The sequence below is a fragment of the Pigmentibacter ruber genome, from assembly GCF_009792895.1.
GTDB classification, from domain to species: Bacteria; Bdellovibrionota_B; Oligoflexia; order Silvanigrellales; family Silvanigrellaceae; genus Silvanigrella; species Silvanigrella rubra.
Genome location: NZ_WSSC01000001.1, coordinates 946,397 through 970,001, shown reverse-complemented (window position 1 = coordinate 970,001; position 23,605 = coordinate 946,397). Strand labels below are relative to the sequence as shown.

Sequence of the window (23,605 nt, the reverse complement as noted above, 5' to 3'; positions counted from 1 at the left end):
GCAAATTGATTACAACATACCGTTACCGTATCAAAGATTCGGGAAGTACAAAAAAGAAATTATTAAAAATGGCAAACGGTGTGAATTTTATTTGGAATTTTTGTAAAGAAACACAATCCAATGCCTTAAAAAATAAACCTGTTAAAGTAATAACCGATCCTAAAACAAAAAAAATTTATTACACTCCTTACTTTTTTACTCAATATGAAATGAATGAGCTTGTTGCTGGAAGTTCAAAAGAACTTGGATTACATTCTCAGACTGTCCAAGCTGTTGCAGAAGAATACATAACAAGAAGAAAACAGTTTAAAAAACTGTTGCGCTGGCGAGGAAGAAACTCGTTAGGTTGGATTCCTTTTAAATCCTCTGGTATTAAAATTGTTAAGGATGTAGTTCAATATAATAAACTTAAATTTAGATTTTGGAATTCAAGAAACTTACCTAGTGACGCACATATAAAATCTGGTTCTTTTGCACAAGATAATTGTGGCCGTTGGTATATAAATATTACAATTGAAACAAAAAACAATTTATATAATAAAAACTCCACTTCAGAATCTGCAATTTTTTTATCAAATTATAAAGGAATAATATATCAGAACGAAAGTGACTCTGTAAAACCAAATTTCTCAAGTAAACTAATAGCTAAAATAAAAAAATTAAATATTGCCAAGAAAAAAAGAGTGATTCAAAGAAAAAAAGATAAATTAAAGGAAAAGCCTAAACCTATTGGTCGAAAAGAAAAAAAGATTTTAAATAAAGTAGCAAATATCAAGCAGGATTTATTTCATAAAGAATCTACTAAAATTATTAATAATAACAGATTAGTTATAACAAATGAAATTATAGCTGCAAAAAAAAGAATCCAATCAAGAAATAGTTTTATTTCAACTCGTTTAAATGTAAAACATTTCCAAAATATGCTTTGTTACAAGGCCCTAAGAGCTGGCAAAGTCGTTTCTATAGTATCAAATAAAAACCTAAGTTTGGTGCCATTTCAATGCTGTAGTTTACAGTCGCAGTTTATTCTTAGGAAAAGAACATTTGTTTGTAAAATATGTCATAAAAGAACTTCTTTTATGACATCAGCTAGGAACAATTTGTTACTAGCTGCAAAACATTTGCTCCGTATCGGGCATGATACGCCATAAAGCTAATTATATGCTTTTGGGACATTTTTAATTGCTAAAAATGGGATGCCAAGTAACATAATTTAAATATTATTTATTTAATAAATAAACACCTTGCAAGGAGTATTTTCCTAAATTGTTTTTTTCAAAACCCGTAACATACTGTTTTCGTAGATAGGTAGATACGTAGCTATATATTGGAATAATAGGAGTATCTTCTTGCAATATTTTTGCTGCGCTTTCTAGATATTTTTTCCTTTTTACACTATCACTTTCAAACAAAGATAAATTCACTAATCTATCATACTCATTATTTTTGTACTTTGGATCATTCATTGGATCAGTTGAACGATATTGATTTAAAAAATCTCCGGCATCATTAATATTGGCAATGTTACCTAATCTTAGAATTTCAAAATCTCCACTACTTCGTTTATCGAGCATAGTTTTCCATTCTTCATTGACTGTTTCAACTTGTACTCCTAAATTTGTTTTCCACATTGCAGCAACAGATGTTGCTATTTTTTTATGTGCTTCATTTGTATTATAAAGAATATGGATAGTTAAGGGCTTTTGCGCTGTAAATCCTGCTTCTAGATAAAGCTTTTTTGCTTCTTCAAGTTGTTTTGAACGTGGCCAGTTCTGCCAATAGGTAACATTTTGTGAATAATTTTTAATTCCATAGGGTACTAAATCATACAAAGGTTTTTGTCCCATTCCTAGGACCGAACGTGTAATAATGTCTCTATCTATAGCAATACTTAATGCTCTCCTTAGTTTTGCATTATCTAGTGGTTTTTTTTGTGTATTTAAAACATAAACATAACTTGCCAAATAAGGATCGTTTACCAATTCTTTACTAAATTTATTTTTTATTTGGGTAAATTTATTTGGTGGAATGTTACTTGTAATATCTAACTGCCCTGCTTCATACATTGCAAATTCTGAATTTTGATCTACAACCGCAAAAAAATTTATTTTTTCGATAAAGTAATTTTTTTCATTCCAATAATACGGATTTTTTTGAACAGTGACCTTATCTCCCACTTTTCTGTATTTTAAAACATAAGGACCATTAGAAATTAAATTATTGACTTGTGTAAAATTATCTTTCAATTTTTCAACACTTTTTTCTTGCACGGGAAAGGTATTTGTAACTGTTAAATTTTCAAAAAAAGCGGGTGAAGGTTTAGTCAGAATAAATTCAAGTGTATAGTCATCAATAGCACGTACACCCATACTAGTTACAGGTTTTTTTCCATTAATTATTTCTGGAACGTTTGTTACCGATTCAAGTAAATTTGCTTGTTCGGAAGCTATTTTAGGATCTACTAATCTTCGAAAAGAATAGACAAAATCTTTTGCAGTCACTGCTGTATTGTCTGACCAGCGTAAATTTTTCTTTAAAGAAAAAGTATAAACTTTTCCATCACTACTTACTTTCCATTTTTCTGCACTTGAAGGAATGATATTTCCTGCATTATCAGTTGTTATTAATCCTTCAAATAATTGTTTGATAATGGCTGTACAAGTTGATTCATTGCATTTTTGTGGATCAAGTGTTTTAGGATCATCGGCGTTACCAATATTTAAAACCTGTTCATTTGCTTTATTAATTAAATTGTTTGCATACATAAATGTTGAATTCAAAAGAATAGCAGAACTAAAAATAAGTTTACATCTTTTTTTCATAAATTTCCTCTTTAATTTGAGCTAAACTCTATCATAACACAAAATTAACAAAGAGTATTCCAAAAATTATTTTTTGATTTTTTTATTCCGAATGTAAATTATAAAAAAATAGAAGAGAAATTTATGACAAATTTAAAAAAACTTCATTAACACTATTTACTATTATTTTCCAAGGCTCATCTGCTAATCCAGGAAAATTATCTCCACAACAATACATTCCATCTAATCCCATTTTTATATCTTTTACTTCAATATTTACAGGAATGTCATTTGGAATTGTATAGGCAACAGGTAATAAAATAATTCTTTCCATAATTTTCTTTTGCGGAATTCTTGCTCCCTTTTTTAATTCTTCAGTAAATTCTGTTTTTATAACTCGACATGTAGCTTTTCGTAAACGAGAAATTGCTTCTCTCACAGCTGGGGCTTGCATAGAATCTTCATAGTCTAGTTTTGTAGTCATTAAAAAACGCTGATCACGAGTTAAATATCCAACTGCTCTTTCTACTGGAAAAACCACGCAATCATCTGGCTTGATAAATGAAGGCCATTGTTCGCTTTGGAGGTCAGAAAAGTTAGTTATTTCAGAAATAACAAGAGAAATTGGTCTAACTTTTGAAATAAACTTTGACTGTGCTGGGGAAAAATGTTCTTTAGCTATTATTCCTAAACAATTATTTAGTGGCATGGCAAATATGACATTATTGCACTCTAAATGTTTTTCTTTTGGATTTAAATCATCGGATAGCAATAATTGGAAAACATTTTTTTCGTTTTTTTGGACACGAATAAGTTCACATAAATTTCGAATAATAACGCCTCTTTTACTTAATATTGTCCCAATAATATATTCAAAACAAAAACTACGATAAAAATAATTTGGTACTTTTTTTTGATAATTATAAAAAAAGTCTTGCATTCTTTTTTGGACGATAGAAAATCTTGTTTTTTCCCAATTGGGACCAATAATAGTTTGAAAAAAAGGGGAAAAAGTATCTCTCGTACTTTTTGGCAGTTCATTCCAATATAAAGACTTATCAAAAAGAATATTTTCACTCTTCAGAGAATCATCTGCAGGATAATTGATTAAGTTTTTGAAGCTTTCTGCTTCTTTTTTTGTAAAAAACTCTGATGAAGAATTAAATAACTCATGAAATGAGATAAAATCTTTTTTTACAAAAAAAAGATTTCTTTCAGTTTCAAAACTTTCATTTTGTATATCTAATTTAACTTGCAAGTTTTCTATTATACTAAGTTCTTCTTCATTTAATTGAGAGAGAAAATGCCGATAAATAATTTCCAATGCATCTGCATTTAAAAATTCAAATCCAAGTCCACTAAGATATTGATTATTAGTAGCATTTTCATATATTTCTGAAAATACCTGTTCCCTTGATTTGCCAGAAAACTGGTTTAATTGTGTATAGAAAAGCCTTCCACCCAACTGAGCTTCTTTTTCCACTAAAGTAATACCTTTAGTTACTTTATTTGGGTCTTTGGAAAGTTTTAAAGCTAATAGTAAACCAGAAAGCCCACCACCAATAACTACATATTCGGAAAATTTTTGATCTGAAATACTAACAATGCTCATAGAATTCCTTAGTGTTACTTATCTTTATTTTCAATTTCATTTTCCTGAAGTAATTCCTCATCTCTTTTTTGCACTCTAGCTTTTAAATCCGCTATCATATTTGCATCTGTAGCGTCGCCCTCTCCTTCACGAAAACTGATTCCTTTTAAAATTCCTAGAAAACTTCGATAGCGCTCAGCTGATATTTTACCTTGTGACACTGCTTCTTTTATAGCACACTGGGGTTCTAAATTATGTGAACACTCGCGGTACTTGCACTTGTAATTTCTGAATTCTCTGAAACAATAACTTAAAGTTATTGCATCATAAGTTTGAATATCAAAAGAACGAATCCCAGGAGTGTCAATTGCATAAGCACCTATTTCTAAGTAAAGTAAACTATTATATGTTGTTGTATGTCTTCCTTTATAAAAAATATCAGGATTTTCATCAACAATTTGCTCAAATTCAGGCTTCATTAAGTTCAAAATACTACTTTTTCCAACACCAGAATGTCCAGCAAAACCTATCACTTTTCCTTTAAATAGTTTTCGTAAATGTTTAACACTATCAGCATATTTTTTAGGTTTTAATGCACTTAACTCAATGACATCATAGCCAATTTTTTTATAAATTTCGACTCTTTTTTGGTAGTTCGCAAGAAAATCTTTATTTGCTAACCTTTCATTACTTAATAAATCTACTTTATTTAAAATTATCACAACCGGAATATTTTCAATTTCTGCTTGAACTAAAAAACGGTCGATAAGTCCCCAACGCACTTCAGGATTTAAAACTGAAGCAACAACAGCAATAAGATCAATATTAGCCAACATGACATGTTCCCATTCAGCATTTAATGGATCTTTTCTAGATATTTTACTTGTCCTTTGAAAGGCATGCTGTACCACGCCACGGGGCAAATCTGTATCAATTGGTTGTCCTTCTTCATCAAATAAAACTTCAGCATTTGGTTCAAATAATATTCTATCTCCAACAACAACAAAATTTCTTTCTTTATGCGCACGTTGAAAATGTCGTTTTGCTACAGTACACAACCATAAATTTTCTGTTTCAGGAAAGCCAATTTTACTTTCTTCAGCAATAAATACGTTTCTTTTTTGTACTTCAATTACTCTACCGTTACGATAACCTTTTTTATAAAAATCATTTAATTTATCACTTAATTGCTTTTCTGATAAATTATCTTCGTCTGAATTGACTAACCAATCATCAATTATTCTTCCTCGCACAGATCTTTTTTCTTTTTTTATCTTTTCTATTTTTTTAAAATTGTTACGTCTTTCATCTTGGACGTCAAAGTTTTTAATGCGAGCCAAGTCTTTACTCCTATTGATGTTTGCCCACAATACGTTTATACATCATCACGCAAAGCTTGGAAACTAACCCTAAACTGGCGTATGATTTTATGGAACATGAAAACAATATTGAAGACAATTCCTTATCCTATTTACACAAAGATGCTCTATCGCGCCTAGAATGGGGGAAAATAACAAGTTATTTAGCTGATCTTGCAATTTTTCCACATACTAAAAATGCATTAGCAGCTTTAGAACCTTGGTTGACTAAAGAAAAACGTGAATTTTACTTTGGAACAACTGGTGAAATGCTAGAATTAAATTCTACCAGTAATGGACTTAACCTAGAGCCTTTTGATTTTCAATTATTTGAAAGTAGTTTAAAACGAGCCTCTATTTTACCTCCCCTGGCTCTATTCCAAATTTTAACAACTCTAAAATTAACTACAAATGTGCTTCATTTCTTTAAACACGAAAAAGCAAAATCTTTAAAATATCCGTTGCTAACAAATTTAGCTCTATTGTTAAAACCAAATCTAGACTTATATACAAAATTAAAACAAAGTGTGGACGCACAAGGCTCTATTCTATCTACAGCCTCTGCTGAACTACACTCTGCTAGAAGTCGTGTAGAACATGCTAAAAGAAAAATTGTTGAACATCTTGAGGAAATTTTAAAAAAGCAAGAAATTAAAAGCTCTTTACAAGATTCTGTCTGGATGTTGCGAGATGGACGCTATGTCCTACCGGTTCGTTCTGATCGTAAAAGCGGCGTGGAAGGTATTCCAAGAGGAGTAAGTCAATCTGGTTCAACTGTTTTTATTGAGCCGCAGGCATTGGCTGCACAACATGCACAGCTCGAAAAAGCCCAAACTGATGTTGAAATTGAAGAGAATAGAATTCTTCGCGAACTCTCAAAAGAGTGCTACCTTATTCATGAAGATATTCTTTTTAATGCTCAACACTTGACTACATTTGATCTTATTTCAGCAAGAGCTAAATTCGCTGGATTGATCCATGGTATAGAGCCAAACTTTGTAACAAATTCCATTAAATCAGCTCGATTTTCATTTTTACGAGCGAAACACCCCTTATTTATCCTTGAAAAAAAACTATGTATCGAAAATGATTTAGAACTAAAACCGAGCCACAACTCCAACTCACCATTTGTTTGGGTCCTAAGTGGTCCTAATGCTGGTGGTAAAACTGTGGCTATGAAAACAGTTGGCATTTTAACACTAATGGCTAAGGCTGGTTTATTTCTATCGTGCGAAAAAGCTGAACTGCTAGATTATGAAGAAATTTTTGTTGAGCTTGGTGATAGACAAAATAGAGAGGAAGATCTCTCTACTTTTTCAGGACATCTTGCCCAATTGAAAAAAATTGCTACCTATGCCAATGAAAAAACATTAATTCTCTTAGATGAAGGATTTGTTGGAACAGACCCCGCAATTGGAGTGGCAATGGCCAGATCCACTCTTGAATTTTTTGCAAAAAAGAACTCTACTGTTATTATTACAACTCACTTTTCTAATTTAAAAACTTTATCTGATGGTGATGAACGCTTTTATAATGGTAGTATGGAATTTGAACCTAAAAAACTTTTGCCTACATATAAACTATTAAATGGAATACCAGGCCAAAGTTATGCGATAGAACTTGCAGAAAGAATGGGTTTAAATAATGAAATTATTCAACAAGCCAGAAGCTATTATGGCAATGAATCACAACGCATGGAAAATATTCTTAAAGATTTGCAATTGAAAAAAATTCAAGCAAGTGAAGAATTAACCAAACAAACTCTATTGACTAAAAAACTAGATGAGCAATTAAAAGCGTTACAATTTGAAAAAGAAAAAATTTCTGAAATACGCGAAGATTTAGTTGAAAGCTATCGGAGTAAGTTGCAAAAACGCCTTAATGCTTTTGAAAATAGGCTAAACATAAGGGAAAGGCAATTTGAGAAACAAAAAGAAAGTCTTTTGAAAGAACTAGAATTTAAAGCAAATACTGAGTCTACCGAAAATCAATCCTCTGTGCAGACAATGGAAAGCGTGCCAAATTTGAATTCTGAAAAAAGTATTACCGCGGACAATAAAGAAATAAAACAAGGTATTAAACCTAAAAAACTTTCAGGATTTGAAGCGCTCTCTCAGTTAAAATTACCAAAGAAACAAAGTCAAAATGATTCATATATTGATTATGACTCACTTGATGAGAAAGCTAATAAGTTTCGCTCGCCAAAACAAATGTCTAGTAGAGCATTGTTAGATGAAGCAAGACTGAGTTTAAATTATATTAAACAATCATATGACAATATTGAAGAAGAGTTAAATTTAGATTTAAGTGTAATTCAAAATAATGAAAGAAGTACTAAAGATAAAGTCAAAGAAGCAAAAGAAACAGTTTTAGACATAAAAACTCAGGGTAAAGAACCTACGTTTTGGCAAGTTGGAATGATTGTCAAATGTGATCGTTTTAAAGAAAAAGGAAAAGTAATTAAAACTGCAGATTCAAAAGGAAATATCGAATGTTTATTTGGTATTTTAAAAGTAAAAATTCCTTATTATGAATTAAAAACAATTGATTCTAACTTTCAGCAAACAATTTCTGTTTCAAATAATAAAATTAAAAATCAAGTAACAAAAAAAGTAAAAAATACAAATGAGTTTGATCCTGAAATTCCACCAGCACTTCAACATTCAGGAAATACTATAGACTTAAGAGGTTTAACTGTAGATATTGCTCTTGATAAACTTGATTTAGAACTAGATAAAATGCACAGAAATGAAGTTGATCTTGTGATTATAATTCATGGACATGGGATGGGTAGAGTAAAAGAATCTGTCAGAAAATTTATAGAAGAAACTTCTTATAAGTTACGTTATCGCAATGGAAGACAAGGAGAAGGCGGTGATGGAGTCACGGTAATAGAATTTATTTCATAAATATTTTCAATGGCCTTGATTTCAGAATAAATAATATGAAATACTAGTAATATATTCTTTTAAAATTCAATAGGAGTCTTTAATATGAGTAGAACGGATTTGTTGAGCGTTGAGGGAGTTGTTACAAACGTGTTTGCAGGTGGTAAATACTCAGTTAGTTTAAGTACTGGACAAATTATTTCTGCAAAGATTTCAGGTCGCATGCGAAAGTATCAAATTAGTGTTATTATTGGAGACAGAGTAACCGTAGGTCTATCTCCTTATGATGTCAGTCATGGTTTAATTATATCAAGAGAAAAATTAGCTTCTAAAGCCAAATAGGAATTATTAAATTTATCAATTTGATTCTTTAAGCATTATTTTATTTTCAGTAAACCGACAGAAAATAACGGCTACCATCCACCCCAATAATCCTCCTGCAATAACATCACTCAAAAAGTGATAATGCATTAAAACCTGCCCTAAACCTAAAAGGAGACAAGGGATTAAAAAAATTATTTTATATTTTGGGTAAAAGTAAATTAAAACAGAAAAAAATGCGAAAGTAACAGTTGTATGCCCTGAAGGAAAAGATTGATATGCTGTACCTTTTTCAAAAAATTGAAATCCGTATACATTATTAACTAACAACGAAGGATTATTATCTATCCAAGTATTTGGCCAATATCTTGCAAAAATAAATTTTAGAAAATCCTTAATATGAGTACTTACTGCCACCGAAGCCATTGCTATAAATAAAACATTAAATAATTTTTGCTTTTCATATCTTTTGAAAAATAAAATAAAAAACAGGAAAAATAAAATTAAAAATGCTATTATAACATCAGGGATATGAGTCAAAATATTAAAAAAGGATACTTTATTTATACCGGCAGCGTGAATCCAACGCACTAATGGCGCATCGATAAAGTAATATGCTAATACTATAGAAACTAATGAAATATATCGAATCAAGGAGAACTCCAAAAATTAACAACTAACTAAATTGCTGTCAATTGACAAGAATTATTTTTGAAAAAATTTTATTGTTTTATTTATTTTATTGATAAGCTCTTCCCCAACTTTATAAGAACACATGAAATATCTTTTTTCTCCCTCAGGTATATCCGGAAATAGTTTATATTGTAAATTTTCTTTTAATTCATATTCTAGGTTGTAAAAATATTCAAATTCACTTCCATTTATTAACATATAATCTGCTTTTTTCTTAACAATATTATATAACATTTCAAGAATATTATCAGATGTTAAATATATTTTTCTTTCATCTGCCACCTTATCTATAGAATTACTAAAATTTTTATATTTCTTTACTAATTGATCTGCATTTAATCCATAACTGTATCCTACTTTTAATTGGATTTTAAAATCATCAATTTTTAAAAGTTCCTCTAATGTTTTAGCTTTATTTACAATTTCAGAATTTTTTAATGCAACTAAAACCAATCTTTTTTCTGAATAATAGGGTTCTGAAAAAAAGGAATAAGCTTCTCTATCTTTACTCTTGTAAGCGTAAATAGTGCAAATTTTCATCTCATTTTTTTTAATTATTTCCAAAGATCTTATTAAAGGCATTTCTTTAAATTCATAGGAAATTCTAGATTTTTCTAATATTTTGATTGCTTGTTTATATAGTATTCCATCTTTTGGAAGGCCAGTATCTTTATCAAAAATAACAAAAGGAGGTCTATCATAAACAGCAATAAAAATTTTATCTTCTAAAGAAAAAGCTAATGAAAAATCTAATAAAATAATTGATAAAATAACATAAAATATTCGCATATACTTTACTTCTCATTAGGCAATTTTAAGATTTTAATTCTTGAGTTAATTTTTTCCATAACTTCTTCACCAACTTTTTTAGAACAAATTAAGTGCCTATATTCACCTTCAGGTAAATCTTTAAATTCAAGAATTTTTAAATACTTTTTATAAACAGCATTTTGTTCAATTAAGTTTTCAATTTCGTTTTTTGCAATTAACATATAGTCAGACTTTTTATTTAAAATTTGATTTAACATTCCAATATTATCGTCTGAAGTTTTATTAATATTTTTTCCAATATTTTTATTTTCCTCAAAAGCTTTATAGTGTAAATATTCAAGTAATTTTTCATCTATCAATTTGCCATAACTATAGCCAATTTTAACTAATAATGTAATATTTTTATCTTTTAACATTTCTGTAAAATTTGAATATAATTTAATTTTTTCATTATCAATATTATATAGTACAATTGTATTTTTATCTTTATAGATTGGCTTTGATATAAGCGCTATTTTTTCCCTTTCAATATTTCGTAAACCTAATGGGTAGCAAACTTTTACTTTATTTTCTTTAATCATTTGTAACGTTCTTATTACAGGAACATTTGAATATTTATATTCAATATCTAAGCCTTGGAAAATACTTTGTATAATTTTATAAATGGTACCATCAACGGGATATTTTTCTTTTTTATCTTCGATAAAAAATGGAATTCTTGGCTGATAGTTTAAAAAAATAGTTTCTGTTTCAGCAAAAATATTAAAAGGAAAGTAAAAAAGTATTATTAGAATAAATTTTAGTTTCATTTTTTTCTCCTTATAAAAAGTTTATTATTTATCTACAATTTTTCCATATTCTCTAGCCATTGAAATGACATTTATAGAGTTAACAAAAAATAATTTTCAATACTTGCTTATCTTTTTTTTCTCGTTATATTAACTATCATTCATTCTAGACAAGGATGCATATGAAACTTTTTATGTTTTTTACCATTCCCATATATTTATCAGCAATTATTTTAGAATTTTTTCATTTTAAAAAACAGCAAAAAAGTGTCTATAAAATGCAGGATACATTTGCTAGTTTAGCTATGGGTTCTGGCTATCTTATTGTTTCTAGTTTAGCTGGATTATATATTTTTTATATTTACTCTTATATTTATAATTTTAGATTTTTTGAAATACCTTCACCTTGGGTTGGATTGTTTGTTGATGCTAAATTAAATTTACTCTCTATTTTTTTATTATTTATTCTTGATGATTTTTGCTATTATTGGTTTCATCGAGTTAGCCATATTTGTCGCTTTTTTTGGTGCGCTCATGAAACTCACCATTCTTCTGAATATTATAATTTTGGAACTGCATTACGCCAGTCATGGATTGGAGCTCCATTTACTTGGATATTTTGGCTACCTTTACCATTGATAGGATTTCGTGCAGAAGATATATTTTTTCAAGCCACACTTAATTTATTTTATCAATTTTGGATTCATACTAAATTAACAAAATCTTTTGGTTTTCTTGACTATATTTTTAATACTCCAAGCCACCATAGAGTTCATCATGGAACAGAAATCCATTACTTAGATAAAAATTATGGAGGTATTTTTATTATTTGGGATAGAATTTTTAACACATTTACTCCTGAAATAAATGAACCAAAATATGGAGTATTACACCCTGTAAATTCATTTAATCCTTTTAAAATAGCCTTCCATATGCTTTATTCTTTATTTATTGATATAAAAAATGAAAAAAAATTGATTAATAAGTTAAAAATTATATTTTATCCACCAGGATGGTTGCCAAACAATAAAGGACTTACAACCAAACAAATGCAAGAAAATTACAAAAAAAATAGTTTACTCTGAAAATCCTGATATTTTTGAAACTTTAATATTATTCATTATCCTTTTAAATTTATACTCTAAAGAACTTTTATTTATAACTTGAAGTATCCATTTTTCAGCCAAATTTTTTGCATTTTCTTCTACTTTATCAAGTTCACAGATAATTTCACTTGTAAATTTCTCTTCTAAATAGTTCCATCGGGGTATATTAATTAAATCTAATCTTTCGTTTGAAATACCAATTTGTTTGAGATTCATTTTTGCAACTTCACTTTCAGCAATCATAAATATATTAGCCTTAACTTGATTATTTTTTTTGTCGGGAAATATATTTAAACAGGATATTTCATAATGCCATGTATCATTTAAATTGTCTGTGAATGTTGCATAAACCAAGTGCCAAGGGAAATTTTTGTTGGCTAATCCTCTGATTGGATCACCACTACTTACTTTCTCTATTTCTTGATATCGTCTATTCTGCCAAAAAGACACTGTACCCTCCTCAAAGAAGGATTGTCTATAGAAATTATAAAGGGTGCCTCTTAAAATATACTCAATTTATTATAACATTTAAGGTTCTCTTTTTTTTTCAGAAAATTCTTGACATAGGCTACATCTATTATATTTCAGAGCGTGTTTCCTCTCTCGCAGTGTATTGCGGAAATTCTTTTTAACTCCTTTTTTTGTGGGGTATGACGATGATTAAAAACGTCATTCAAGAGTCTCGTGACCTATATGGCATAGATGATTGGGGTTCTGGATACTTTGGTATATCTGAACAAGGTACCGTAGAAGTTTATCCTTTTGGTAACAAACAAGTCGCAATTGATCTTGCAAAGATTGTCGACCATGCCACAGAAATAAAGGTGAAGACACCATTTATTCTTAGGTTTCCGCAAATTCTCGACACACAATTGACGAGATTACAAAATGCTTTCAGGGGAGCAATGGAAGAATTTAAATATGACGGAGAACTGCGGGCTGTCTTCCCTTTTAAAGTCAATCAAAGAAAAGAATTTATTGATGACCTAGTTAGCAGTGGAAAAAAACATATTTATGGGCTAGAAGTTGGTACAAAACCAGAACTCTTTGCCGCTTTAGCTTACGATATCCATCCTGAAGCTCTTTTTGTCTGCAATGGATTTAAAGATTCACATTTCATAGAATTAGCATTTGATGCAAAGAAAATGGGGAAAAATGTTGTTCTTGTTATTGAAGGAACCGATGAATTAAAATTCATCATAAATCACGCCAAAAAAGTAGGATTTTGCGTCGACATAGGCCTAAGAGCTAAACTTTACTCTAAAGGCTCAGGTATGTGGGAAAAATCTGGCGGAATTGGTAGTAAATTTGGCTTGAATAGTGTTGAAATGATGGAAGCTCTTTATTTGCTGGAAGAAGCAGGTTTAAAAGAGAAGTTAGTTATGATTCACTACCATATTGGCTCACAAATTACAGAAATTAAAAAAGTAAAATCTGCCATGAAAGAAGCTGCAAGAGTTTATGCAAAAATTCTCAAAAGCGGGTTCAATCTGCATTACTTAAATATCGGTGGAGGTATTGGAGTCGATTACGATGGTAGCAAAACAAGCTTTTATGTAAGCCACAATTACACAATTCAAGAATTTGCTAACGATGTCATTTACATCATTCAAGATGTCTGTAAGTCAGAAAATTGCAAAACTCCACATATTGTAAGTGAAAGTGGACGCGCTGTCGCTGCATATCATGCTGTTTTAATTACGGATGTGCGTGAAGTCGAAAAAACAGGTGGTGATTTAGAAGAATGGAAAATTTCTCCAACCGATCACCGCATTTTAGGTGACATGATCAATTCATTATCCTACATGAATGGAAAAAACTTTGTCGAATACTTTCATGATGCTTTACAATATCGTGATGAATTATTTACTTTGTTCAGTCTTGGTTATTTAGAAATTGAAGAAAGAGCAAAAGCAGAAGTTATTTATTACGCTCTTTGTAAAAAGGCTTTAAATTTTTATCGTAATTCAGGAATGCAACTAGAAGAATTTGACGAGTTAGAAAAAAATCAATTTGGTAAATACATGGCTAACTTTTCAATGTTTCAGTCCATTCCTGATTCATTAGGCATAGACCAACTCTTCCCAGTTATGCCTATAACGCGTTTGAATGAAAAAACAGAACATCATGGCGTTATTATGGATTTAACATGTGATAGCGATGGTTGTCTTGATAAATTTGTTGATAAAAGAGATATAAAACATTCTTTAGCTCTACATATTCCAAAATCTAATGAACCTTATTATATTGGTTTTTTCTTAGTTGGAGCTTATCAAGAAGCGCTTGGAAATAATCATAATTTATTTGGTGCAGTAAATGAGTTAATTGTTAGAATTAGTAATGAAGGACAAATTAATTCTGTTGAAGAAGTTAAAGGAGAAGATGTTGGTGAAATTTTGCGCATCATGAACTATAAAGATGAAGAAATCATTGCAAGTTATGAAATGCAATTAAAACGTAATGTAGCTGCAGGTATTATTGATTCAAAAGAATGTGAAAGAATATTGAAAAAGGTTAAAAACTTTTTTAATGAATACCCATATTTGGTAAGGAAAAGTACGTTAGAAATAGTTGGATGATCCAATTTTTTCTCCCTTCTTAGTTTTCTAAGAAGGGTTTTATTTTTTTAGGAGCATTATGAAAGCATTTAAAAGAGCAGAAAGCAATGGTTTTATGATACCAGATCTTACTTTAGATTGTGCTTACTTTGAAAATACAAAATGTAAAATTCTTGATGGAAAAAAGTTAAGTAACAATTTTGTGCAACAATCTCAAACTTTAATTAATGGAAGAAAAATCCCTTGCCTAGCTGTAATTTTAATTGGGAACGATCCTGCTTCAAAAGTTTATGTAAATAATAAAATAAAAATTTTTAAAGAAGCTGGATTTTTATCGAAATCTTATATTCTAAATGAAGATGAATATTCTGAACAAAAAATTATTAATTTAATAGAGTCTTTAAATAATGATGAAAATATAAATGGTATATTAGTTCAACTCCCTTTACCAAAAAAATTTAATTCAACAAATATACTAAACTCTATATTGCCATCGAAAGATGTTGATGGATTTCTTGCTCATAATATGGGTTCTTTAGCTACGGGTGAATTTAATTCAGCAGTGGCTTGTACACCTTTTGGAGTTATGGTTTTACTCCATGCATATGGTATTCAACTTTCAGGAAAAAATGCTGTAGTTATTGGTAGAAGCAATATAGTTGGCAAACCTATGGGTTTATTACTTCTTTCAGACGACGCTACTGTTACTTTTGCGCATTCAAAAACAAAAAATTTAAAAGAAATTTGTCAATCAGCTGAAATAATTATTGCAGCAGCAGGTCAACCTGAAATGATTACAAGCGATTATGTTTCTAATAGTGCAATTGTTGTAGATGTCGGTATTCATAGAAAAATTGATGGTAAACTCTGTGGCGATGTACATCCAAGTGTAAAAGAAAAAGCTAGCGCTTTAACTCCAGTTCCTGGAGGAGTTGGGCCTATGACTATTGCTATGTTACTTTTAAATACAGCTCTTTCAGCTTGGGATCTTTCTAATAAAAAATAAAATTAAAATTAATTAATAAAAAACAAATAAATTCATATAGTATAAAATATTTTTGGTAATTTAGATAATAAATATCTATTATTTTAATTGACTATACAAATATTATTTGTTACTTAAATTTTAGTTCAATAATTCAATGGGGATATAAGAATGAATATCAAAATAATTTTTATAGCTATTTTAATTTCATATCATTCTTGTTCTTTTTCTAAAGAATATAGATGTCCTGATATTTCTAAAGGAACTTATTCTTTAAACATTAATAAATATGGAAATTGGAGTTTTTATGCAACACAAAAAAATAGTAAAAATTCTTTAAACAATTTTTTTATTGATACCAAAGTTGTTTGGGAAAGAAAAACAATAGAACCAATTGAATATGTTGAAAGTAATTTAAATAATGTCATAAGTTGCTATTCTTATGAGGATAATTTTACTATACAAGCTATTTTATTAATTCCAGAAAGAAGTTGTCACTTTAAAGAAAATAATATTTTTTGCTGTTATTAATTGCTATTTCCTTTTCATTTAATTTTAAAATTATTTTTCATAATTTAATTAAATATTTCCAATTTTAAATGGTATGCTTTTATTTTATTTAAACATAATTCATTGACTACCCAATTTAATTTTGTTAGATCGAGACTAAACTACTTCATATTTTAATTCCTTGTTGGAGAAAAATTTTTATGAAACTTAATAATATACTTATTCTACTTACGTTAATTCCAACTTTTTCAACAGCAAAAGAGTATATTTGCCCTGCTTTACCAGCTGGTAATTATGTATCTGTCGTTGATACTTTGAATGATTGGTATATTTATGCCACAGAAAAAAATAACAATACAACAAAAATGGATTTTAAAGTAAATAATATTACACATTGGAACAAGTTAAGTATTGAGCCTTTGCAAGATTTAAATGGTACATATATTAATTTAATAACCTGCAGTTCAACAGAAGAAAACTTTTATGTACATATAATGCTAACAGTTCCTGAAAGTAACTGCTATTTTAAAGATAAGAACACATTTAATTGTTATTAATTGTGCAAAAACAACTTTTTATATTGATTTGTTCTTTTAAAGATTGAAATTTCTGTATCATATTCTTTCACAACATCTAATATGGTTTTATATTTTTCTGTAGAATATTGAGAATATCTAGAAAAAACAACATAGTAATCTTTTTTAAACAAAATATTTTCGTAATAATCTAAATCACCAATATTTAATTTTTTGATACTAGAAAGACCTATTTGTTTATCTTGAGGATAAAGATCAATTCTGCGTTTACTTAGTTTCAATAAATTCGTTTCTACATTTTTAGATGGTTCTATTTGCTTATTATAAATTCCTTTTGTCTCATCAACCCAAGGCAAAGCTTCCCAAAATGAAGGATGATACGAATTTTTTTCAATAACCCCTACTCTCAAATTATTTTTAGCAATTTTTTCATAATCTACTCTGGGATTATTTTTTTTAAATTCTTGTGTGGTGAAAAAAACAAACTCTGAACTCCAAGAAATATTTTTTGGATAATATAAAAATTGTTCTCTTGCTGAATTTTTGGAAGTACCTAGAGCACCGTCATATTTTCCTGTTTTCAAACCTTCTTCACATTTAGGCCAAGCCATTTCTTCAATATCATAATTCACTTGAATTTTATTAAATATTACTTTTAATATTTCAATATCTATTCCTGATAAAATATTTGTTTCTGATTTAATAAAATAAGGTGACATAATTTCACCGCATAAATTTAATCTATTACTTGCTTGAACTTTACAAAAAAAGAATGCTAATGAAAAGAAAAACAGAAATTTTTGAGCTGATTTAGCTAACATATACATTCCTTTTCTGCTTTATTATTACAGCAAAAATCCCTTTTTCTTGGCCCATTCTCTGAATTTATTTTCTAATTCATCAAATGAAGAAATTTCAAATAATTGATCTTGCATATGATGAATATCAAAATCAGTTTCAATGATAACATCAATATCAAAAGGAATTTTTTTGACCTTGCTAGATAAACTATATACTATTTCGCCACAAGAAGAAGCTATACCTGCGCCATAAATACGTGTTAATTGAGCTTTTCTTTCTTTACCATGATGTGCTGTAGGATTAATTAAACCAAATTCAACCGTAAACCAATAAATTCGATTAAACCAACTAATTTCTTCTTCTGTTTTTGCATTTGCACCTGCAATACCAAATAAATGAAAAAATTCAGCAAATCGGGGGTTTGTGAGCATAGGTAAATGACCTATTTGATCATGAAATGTATCTGGTGCTGGGGTATAATCTATTTCATCCATATGCCTGATAAAATCTGTACACGGGAAAACTTTGTTTGCCAAAAGAGCAAAAAAGTTTATTGGTGACACTAAACCTTCTGCTCGTATGATTTGCCATTGGGTGCATTTTTCTAATTCAATACTTGATTGCGCTAAATTTGGTATTCTATCTGCTGGAAATTTCAAGGCTTTTGTACCTAATAAATACTCTTCACATAAATGCTCTTGGACTAATATTTGCTGCCTTTTCAACATTTTTTTCCATGTTTCATGTTGCTCTTGCGAGTAAGTGGGAGCAACAATTTGCTTTCCAATAGTTCCTTCAATAGAAGGGCTAGGAATAACAGGATATGAAGATTTGGCTTTATATTCTACCTCTATTGATAAAGCCCCCCTAGGTAACGGAATTTCTTTAATAAAATTTTTTTCTTTGGGTATAAAAGATGAGTTCATATTTTTGCCTATATTATTTATAAGTAATTACAATACGTTATACCTTAGTATTGCAAATTACTTAGCCATACTGCCATATTATCGTATCAATTTTATAAACTCATTATTTTTATTTGAAAACTTGGAAGGTAGAAAATAAAAAAAAGCCATTACATTTTAATGAGTTAACCCCTTAAAAAGAATGGCTTAAAGAAAAATAATAGCTTAAAAATTAACCGCGTTGTGCGTAGTATTCAACAACCAAACGCTCATTTACGTTTAAAAGAACTTCTTCACGTGAGCATGTAGAAACCACAGATGCCTGTAATTTATCAGCAGTTAAGCTTAAAAAAGCAGGTGGCTGTGCATTTGCACGGTGAACAATATTGTTCTTCACTAAAGAAACTGTTTTTTCTTTATTTGTTGGAACAATTACTTCACCTGGTTTGCATTGGTATCCTGGCATATTTACACGACGGCCGTTGACATGAATATGTCCATGACGAACCAACTGGCGTGCTGCAGGAATAGTAGGCGCAAAACCAAGACGGAATACGATGCTATCTAAACGCATTTCGCATAAACGTAAGAGTGCTTCACCTGTTAAGGTTTTAGCCTTACGTGCAGCTTTAACATAGCGTTGCATTTGTCTTTCAGTCAGACCATAATTGAAGCGGATTTTTTGCTTTTCTTCTAGTGCAAGAGCAAAGTCAGACTTCTTTTGTGGTGCTGCACCATGCTGACCAGGACGAGATTTTCTCTTAATTTCTTTATTTGTAAGCCCTGGCAAAGTTCCGAGGCGACGAGCGATGCGCATGCGTGGGCCGGTGTAACGAGACATATGTACTAAGTACCTCCATGAAATGTTCAAAACACAGGCGCACTATATGTTTTTTATTTCCATAAGGGAAGCCCTTAGTGAAAATCTTCGCAAATTTTTTTTACGCCTATGCCTTCAATGTAACTAACTAAAACTATTATATTTTACCAATTTCCACACTAGTCTATTGCTTTGAAAAAGCGTTCTGTCTTAAATTCAGGAAAAAAACGTTCATTTCCAGTTGTCGAGAATAAGACAAATCCTGTTTCACCTAATATGGTATCTTCATCTATAAAACCAAATATACGGCTGTCAATAGAGCTATCACGGTTATCGCCAAGAACAAACACTTTATTTGGAGGAACGGTAAAGTTCCTCTTCTCAAAGTACGTATGACTTGGAGTTTCCGACAGTAGTATTAAATGAGGAGGTAATTGTAAATCTTTATTTTCTTCTAATATTAAAGAATTTTGGTAAATAGTTGTAGGGTTATTACCTATATAGCTGTATGACAACTGATGATCATTGATTGTTATCATACCTTTATTGAAGGATATAGAATCTCCCGGTATACCGATGACCCGCTTAATAAAAATATCTTTTTCATTAGGAGGGCTAAAGAGTATAATGTCACCTCTTTTAGGGGAACTCCATTTGATTATCGGCTTTGACTGAAAAGGTAACCAAAGAGCGTATTTAAGCTTATTTAAAAAAATTCTGTCACCAGGAGTTATATTTGGCAGCATTGAAGAAGAAGGTATCATATAAAAACTAAGGACTGAAGTTTTCAGTAACACGAAGAACAAGACAAAAATAACCACCCAAAAAATATCATTCAAATATCGCTTTAACAAAGTGGGATCTCCTCATGTAAAAACAATGCCTTGCAGAATAGCCAAATTGTTCAATATACATACACTTTTCAAAAACTTTTTCCACTTAAAAAACTATACTACTTCCTAGATTATTTGATATACCCAACAGAATACCGGAGATCGGTTGAAATAAGTCAAAGGAAAATCAGGAGACTGAAATGCAAGTTGAAAAGCCACCTAAAGGGATAAATTTCCCCGCCATAGAAAAAGAAATATTAGAAAAATGGGACAATGAAAATATTTTTCAACGAAGCATTTCTGAACGCCCTATTGATAAAAAATATAATTTTTATGATGGACCTCCCTTTGCAACAGGATTGCCACATTTTGGCCACTTTGTCCCAGGTTCCGTGAAAGATGCCTTTCCTCGTTATTTTACAATGAAGGGCTATAGAGTCGAAAGAAGATTTGGCTGGGATTGCCATGGCGTTCCTGTTGAACTACTTGTGCAAAAAGAGCTCGGATTAAATGGAAAATTAGATATTGAAAAATATGGCATAGCAGAATTTAACAAAGCATGTCGTAATTCAGTAGTAAGATACACAAAAGAATGGCGAAATTACATTAAAAGACTAGGTCGCTGGGTTGATATGGATGATGAATACAGAACAATGGATCCTGAATTCATGGAAAGTGTCTGGTACATAATCAAAAAATTATGGGACAAAGGCTTTATTTATGAGGGCAAATTTGTTGTTAGTTATTCTACAGCATTAGGAACTACTTTATCAAATTTTGAGGCAAGTCTTGACTATAGAGATGTTCAAGACCCTTCTTTGACAATAAAAGCAAAATTAAAAGGAAAACACGCAGGAAAATCCTTGTTAGTATGGACAACTACACCTTGGACTCTACCAGCCAACTTCGCTGTCGCTATTGATGCAAAAGGAATTTATGCTGAAGTTATTGATACAGCATCTGGCGAACATTTTTATATTTTAAAAAGTAGAATTTCAGCATATTGGGCAAAAGAAGAAACATATCAACTTATACGTGAATTTGCTGGGGAAGAACTGGTAAATTGTGCTTATGAACCTTTTTTTGATTCGTGGATTGATAAGGGGGGAGAGCATTCTTTTAAAGTTTATGCAACAAATTATGTTTTACACGATACTGGTACGGGAGCGGTTCATACTGCTCCTGCTTTTGGTGAAGATGACTTTAATGCTGCAAAACAATATGGCCTCCCTATTTTTGATCATTTAGATACAAATGGAAAATTTATTGAAGGTAACATTCCTGAGGTTATTGGATTAGACTTTAAATCAGGTGATAAAATTCTTATTGCTGATTTAAAAAAACGTGGATTTGTTTTCAAACATGAAACATTTGTACACAGTTATCCGCATTGTTACCGTTCAGGTGTTCCCTTAATGTACCGTGCAGTGCCTTCTTGGTTTGTTAAAATACAAGAAAATAAAGAGCTTATTTTAAAAATGAATGAACAAATTAATTGGGTACCAGATCACATTAAATATGGAAGATTTGGCAAATGGCTGGAAAATGCAAGAGATTGGAATATAGGCCGTTCTCGTTATTGGGGTAATCCAATACCCGTTTGGAAAAATGAGACTACAGGAGAAGAACTTTGTATTGGATCCATTGCGGAATTACAAAAATATACTGATAAAAAAATAACTGATCTCCACATGGAATTTATTGATGATATACTAATCCCATCTACTAAATTTCCTGGTACATTCTTAAAAAGAGTTCCATTTGTCCTTGATTGTTGGTTTGAATCAGGATCTATGCCTTATGCCCAACATCACTATCCATTCAAACGTGAAAAGGAATTTGCTTCATTATTTCCTGCAGATTTCATATGTGAAGGATTGGATCAAACAAGGGGATGGTTTTATACATTAACTTTATTATCTAGTCTGTTATTTGAAAAACCTGCTTTTAAAAATGTTGTTGTAAATGGACTTGTTTTAGCTTCCGATGGCAGAAAAATGAGTAAGAGTCTAAAGAATTATCCTGATCCAATGGCAACTTTAGATGAGTACGGAGCTGATTCTGTTCGCCTCTTTTTATTGTCCTCTCCAGCGACTGTTGCTGAAGAGGTACGTTTCAGTGTTGAAGGTGTAAAAGAAAGTACTCGTAGAGTCCTCTTACCACTCTGGAATGCATATTCTTTCTTTGCAACTTATGCCTCAATTGATAAATGGTGCCCTGAAAAAGATTTTGTTGAAAGTAAAAATGATCTTGATAAATGGATTTTACTCCAATTAAATGAATTGATAAAAAACATAGATAATTCTATGAGTAATTATCAAATTGCCAAAGCAGCTCCTGCAATTACCCAATTTTTCGATGATTTAAATAATTGGTATATTCGACGCAGCCGCAGACGGTTTTGGGAAAGTAACAAAGAGGCTTATTCTACTTTGTACAAAGTATTGCTTCATGCAACCCAAATTCTTGCTCCTTTTGCACCTTTTACTGCTGAATATTTCTTTGGTAAATTAGCCTTAACTAAAGACTTGCAAAAAATTGGAAGTGTGCATTTAGCTTTAATGCCAGAATACAGAAAAATTTCTCAAGAAGAAGCAAACCTTCTTGAAGAAGTTGCTTTAGCAAGAAGAGTTGTTGAATTAGGAAGAACAATTCGAGTCACACATAAACTAAAAAATAGACAGCCATTAAAGAAACTAACTGTTGGTGTTTTATCAAAAGAAATAGGACAAAAAATCTTGTCCCACACTCATGTTATTTGTGAAGAATTAAATGTAAAAGAGGTTTCAATTACTCAAGACCCTTCGGAATTAGCAAAAATAATTGTAAAACCAAATTTTAAAGTGTTAGGAAAATCTTTAGGTGATAAAATAAAAGAATTGCAAGCCTTGCTTAATGAACTTTCCCAAGAAAATTCAATTCTTGCTTTAAAGAAACAAACTTTTTCTGTAAATAGTTTTGTATTAGATCCTGACTCTGTCATAGTTGAGTTAAGACCCAGTGGCAACAACTTGGTTGCAACAGATGCCGAAATTGTTGCTGCTCTAGATCCTAATATTTCAGAAGAGTTACGTTTGGAAGGTGTCGCTAGAGAATTAGTTAGCTTAATTCAAAAAGCTAGAAAGTCAGCTGACTTCAATGTAGAAGATAAAATATATTTGCAAATAGAAACTAATGCAGCTTTACAAAAAGCTGTTGAGGCGAATAAGACCTATATTGAAGACGAAACATTATCACAGATAACAAACGTTTTACCTAAAGAGGCAGTATATGCAACAGAAATATCTTGTGAAGGAGAAACTGTTACAATAAAAATGTGTCTTCTATAATATTCTTCTAC

General features: G+C 30.4%; 20 protein-coding genes. 9 read left to right on the top strand and 11 right to left on the bottom strand.

Translation table 11 applies throughout. The features are described 5' to 3' along the window. The first annotated feature begins 5 nt into the window (after positions 1 to 5). Complete coding sequence (locus tag GOY08_RS04045) at positions 6 to 1,151, top strand: hypothetical protein (protein WP_158997382.1); 1,146 nt, start codon at positions 6 to 8, stop codon at positions 1,149 to 1,151. Positions 1,152 to 1,220: 69 nt separating this feature from the next. Here the strand turns inward: GOY08_RS04045 and GOY08_RS04040 are convergent, their stop codons facing one another. From GOY08_RS04040 to rsgA, 3 genes are all read right to left on the bottom strand, one after another. Beyond that, positions 1,221 to 2,822 carry a peptide ABC transporter substrate-binding protein gene (locus GOY08_RS04040; RefSeq protein ID WP_158997380.1) on the bottom strand — a complete coding sequence of 534 codons (1,602 nt, stop codon included), beginning with the start codon at positions 2,820 to 2,822 and terminating at the stop codon, positions 1,221 to 1,223. Positions 2,823 to 2,943: 121 nt separating this feature from the next. Further along, positions 2,944 to 4,413 (bottom strand): NAD(P)-binding protein, encoded by a 1,470-nt coding sequence (locus GOY08_RS04035; protein WP_158997378.1) that lies wholly within the window; start codon positions 4,411 to 4,413, stop codon positions 2,944 to 2,946. Between the two features lie 14 nt (positions 4,414 to 4,427). Further along, the gene (gene rsgA, locus GOY08_RS04030; protein WP_158997376.1) at positions 4,428 to 5,732 is read right to left on the bottom strand and encodes a ribosome small subunit-dependent GTPase A; all 1,305 of its coding nucleotides are present in this window, start codon (positions 5,730 to 5,732) and stop codon (positions 4,428 to 4,430) included. A gap of 89 nt (positions 5,733 to 5,821) precedes the next feature. On the opposite strand from rsgA, the gene GOY08_RS04025 reads away from it, so the two are divergent. Both GOY08_RS04025 and infA read left to right on the top strand, forming a co-directional pair. Further along, entirely contained in the window at positions 5,822 to 8,659 is a 2,838-nt protein-coding gene (locus GOY08_RS04025; protein WP_158997374.1) for an endonuclease MutS2, read from the top strand. An 84-nt stretch (positions 8,660 to 8,743) separates the two neighbouring features. Then, on the top strand, positions 8,744 to 8,980 hold the full coding sequence (infA, locus tag GOY08_RS04020; protein WP_158997372.1) for a translation initiation factor IF-1: 237 nt from the start codon (positions 8,744 to 8,746) through the stop codon (positions 8,978 to 8,980). A 15-nt stretch (positions 8,981 to 8,995) separates the two neighbouring features. On the opposite strand, the gene GOY08_RS04015 is transcribed toward infA, so the two are convergent. Genes GOY08_RS04015 through GOY08_RS04005 form a run of 3 tightly spaced genes read right to left on the bottom strand, consistent with a single transcriptional unit; the run spans position 8,996 to position 11,232 of the window. Continuing rightward, positions 8,996 to 9,613 carry a phosphatase PAP2 family protein gene (locus GOY08_RS04015; protein ID WP_158997370.1) on the bottom strand — a complete coding sequence of 206 codons (618 nt, stop codon included), beginning with the start codon at positions 9,611 to 9,613 and terminating at the stop codon, positions 8,996 to 8,998. A 51-nt stretch (positions 9,614 to 9,664) separates the two neighbouring features. After that, the gene (locus GOY08_RS04010; protein ID WP_158997368.1) at positions 9,665 to 10,441 is read right to left on the bottom strand and encodes a transporter substrate-binding domain-containing protein; all 777 of its coding nucleotides are present in this window, start codon (positions 10,439 to 10,441) and stop codon (positions 9,665 to 9,667) included. Between the two features lie 5 nt (positions 10,442 to 10,446). Beyond that, positions 10,447 to 11,232: a transporter substrate-binding domain-containing protein gene (locus tag GOY08_RS04005; RefSeq protein WP_158997366.1), complete on the bottom strand. Its 786-nt coding sequence runs from the start codon at positions 11,230 to 11,232 to the stop codon at positions 10,447 to 10,449. Positions 11,233 to 11,405: 173 nt separating this feature from the next. Here GOY08_RS04005 and GOY08_RS04000 point away from each other — a divergent pair, with 173 nt between their 5' ends. After that, complete coding sequence (locus GOY08_RS04000) at positions 11,406 to 12,296, top strand: sterol desaturase family protein (RefSeq protein ID WP_158997364.1); 891 nt, start codon at positions 11,406 to 11,408, stop codon at positions 12,294 to 12,296. Here the strand turns inward: GOY08_RS04000 and GOY08_RS03995 are convergent. Further along, positions 12,288 to 12,767 carry a hypothetical protein gene (locus GOY08_RS03995; protein WP_158997362.1) on the bottom strand — a complete coding sequence of 160 codons (480 nt, stop codon included), beginning with the start codon at positions 12,765 to 12,767 and terminating at the stop codon, positions 12,288 to 12,290. The two genes, GOY08_RS04000 and GOY08_RS03995, sit on opposite strands and share 9 nt — an antisense overlap. Positions 12,768 to 12,973: 206 nt before the next feature. On the opposite strand from GOY08_RS03995, the gene speA reads away from it, so the two are divergent. The 4 genes from speA to GOY08_RS03975 all read left to right on the top strand — a co-directional run bounded on the left by speA (position 12,974) and on the right by GOY08_RS03975 (position 16,927). Next, complete coding sequence (gene speA / locus GOY08_RS03990) at positions 12,974 to 14,896, top strand: biosynthetic arginine decarboxylase (RefSeq protein ID WP_158997360.1); 1,923 nt, start codon at positions 12,974 to 12,976, stop codon at positions 14,894 to 14,896. 58 nt (positions 14,897 to 14,954) lie between these two features. Next, positions 14,955 to 15,881, top strand: a complete 927-nt coding sequence (locus GOY08_RS03985; RefSeq protein WP_202914019.1) for a bifunctional 5,10-methylenetetrahydrofolate dehydrogenase/5,10-methenyltetrahydrofolate cyclohydrolase — start codon at positions 14,955 to 14,957, stop codon at positions 15,879 to 15,881. Positions 15,882 to 16,031: 150 nt separating this feature from the next. Continuing rightward, positions 16,032 to 16,391, top strand: coding sequence for a hypothetical protein (locus GOY08_RS03980; RefSeq protein ID WP_158997358.1), 360 nt, complete (start codon positions 16,032 to 16,034; stop codon positions 16,389 to 16,391). Positions 16,392 to 16,570: 179 nt separating this feature from the next. After that, the gene (locus GOY08_RS03975; protein ID WP_158997356.1) at positions 16,571 to 16,927 is read left to right on the top strand and encodes a hypothetical protein; all 357 of its coding nucleotides are present in this window, start codon (positions 16,571 to 16,573) and stop codon (positions 16,925 to 16,927) included. On the opposite strand, the gene GOY08_RS03970 is transcribed toward GOY08_RS03975, so the two are convergent. The 4 genes from GOY08_RS03970 to lepB all read right to left on the bottom strand — a co-directional run bounded on the left by GOY08_RS03970 (position 16,924) and on the right by lepB (position 20,286). After that, positions 16,924 to 17,727 carry a substrate-binding periplasmic protein gene (locus tag GOY08_RS03970; protein ID WP_158997354.1) on the bottom strand — a complete coding sequence of 268 codons (804 nt, stop codon included), beginning with the start codon at positions 17,725 to 17,727 and terminating at the stop codon, positions 16,924 to 16,926. The two genes, GOY08_RS03975 and GOY08_RS03970, sit on opposite strands and share 4 nt — an antisense overlap. 24 nt (positions 17,728 to 17,751) lie before the next feature. Beyond that, positions 17,752 to 18,633: a phenylalanine 4-monooxygenase gene (locus tag GOY08_RS03965; RefSeq protein WP_158997352.1), complete on the bottom strand. Its 882-nt coding sequence runs from the start codon at positions 18,631 to 18,633 to the stop codon at positions 17,752 to 17,754. Between the two features lie 211 nt (positions 18,634 to 18,844). Further along, positions 18,845 to 19,453 carry a 30S ribosomal protein S4 gene (gene rpsD, locus GOY08_RS03960; protein ID WP_158997350.1) on the bottom strand — a complete coding sequence of 203 codons (609 nt, stop codon included), beginning with the start codon at positions 19,451 to 19,453 and terminating at the stop codon, positions 18,845 to 18,847. Between the two features lie 158 nt (positions 19,454 to 19,611). After that, positions 19,612 to 20,286, bottom strand: coding sequence for a signal peptidase I (gene lepB, locus GOY08_RS03955; RefSeq protein ID WP_158997349.1), 675 nt, complete (start codon positions 20,284 to 20,286; stop codon positions 19,612 to 19,614). 179 nt (positions 20,287 to 20,465) lie between these two features. Between lepB and ileS the strand changes: the two genes are divergently transcribed. Beyond that, positions 20,466 to 23,594: an isoleucine--tRNA ligase gene (ileS, locus tag GOY08_RS03950; protein ID WP_158997347.1), complete on the top strand. Its 3,129-nt coding sequence runs from the start codon at positions 20,466 to 20,468 to the stop codon at positions 23,592 to 23,594. Positions 23,595 to 23,605: the final 11 nt, after the last annotated feature.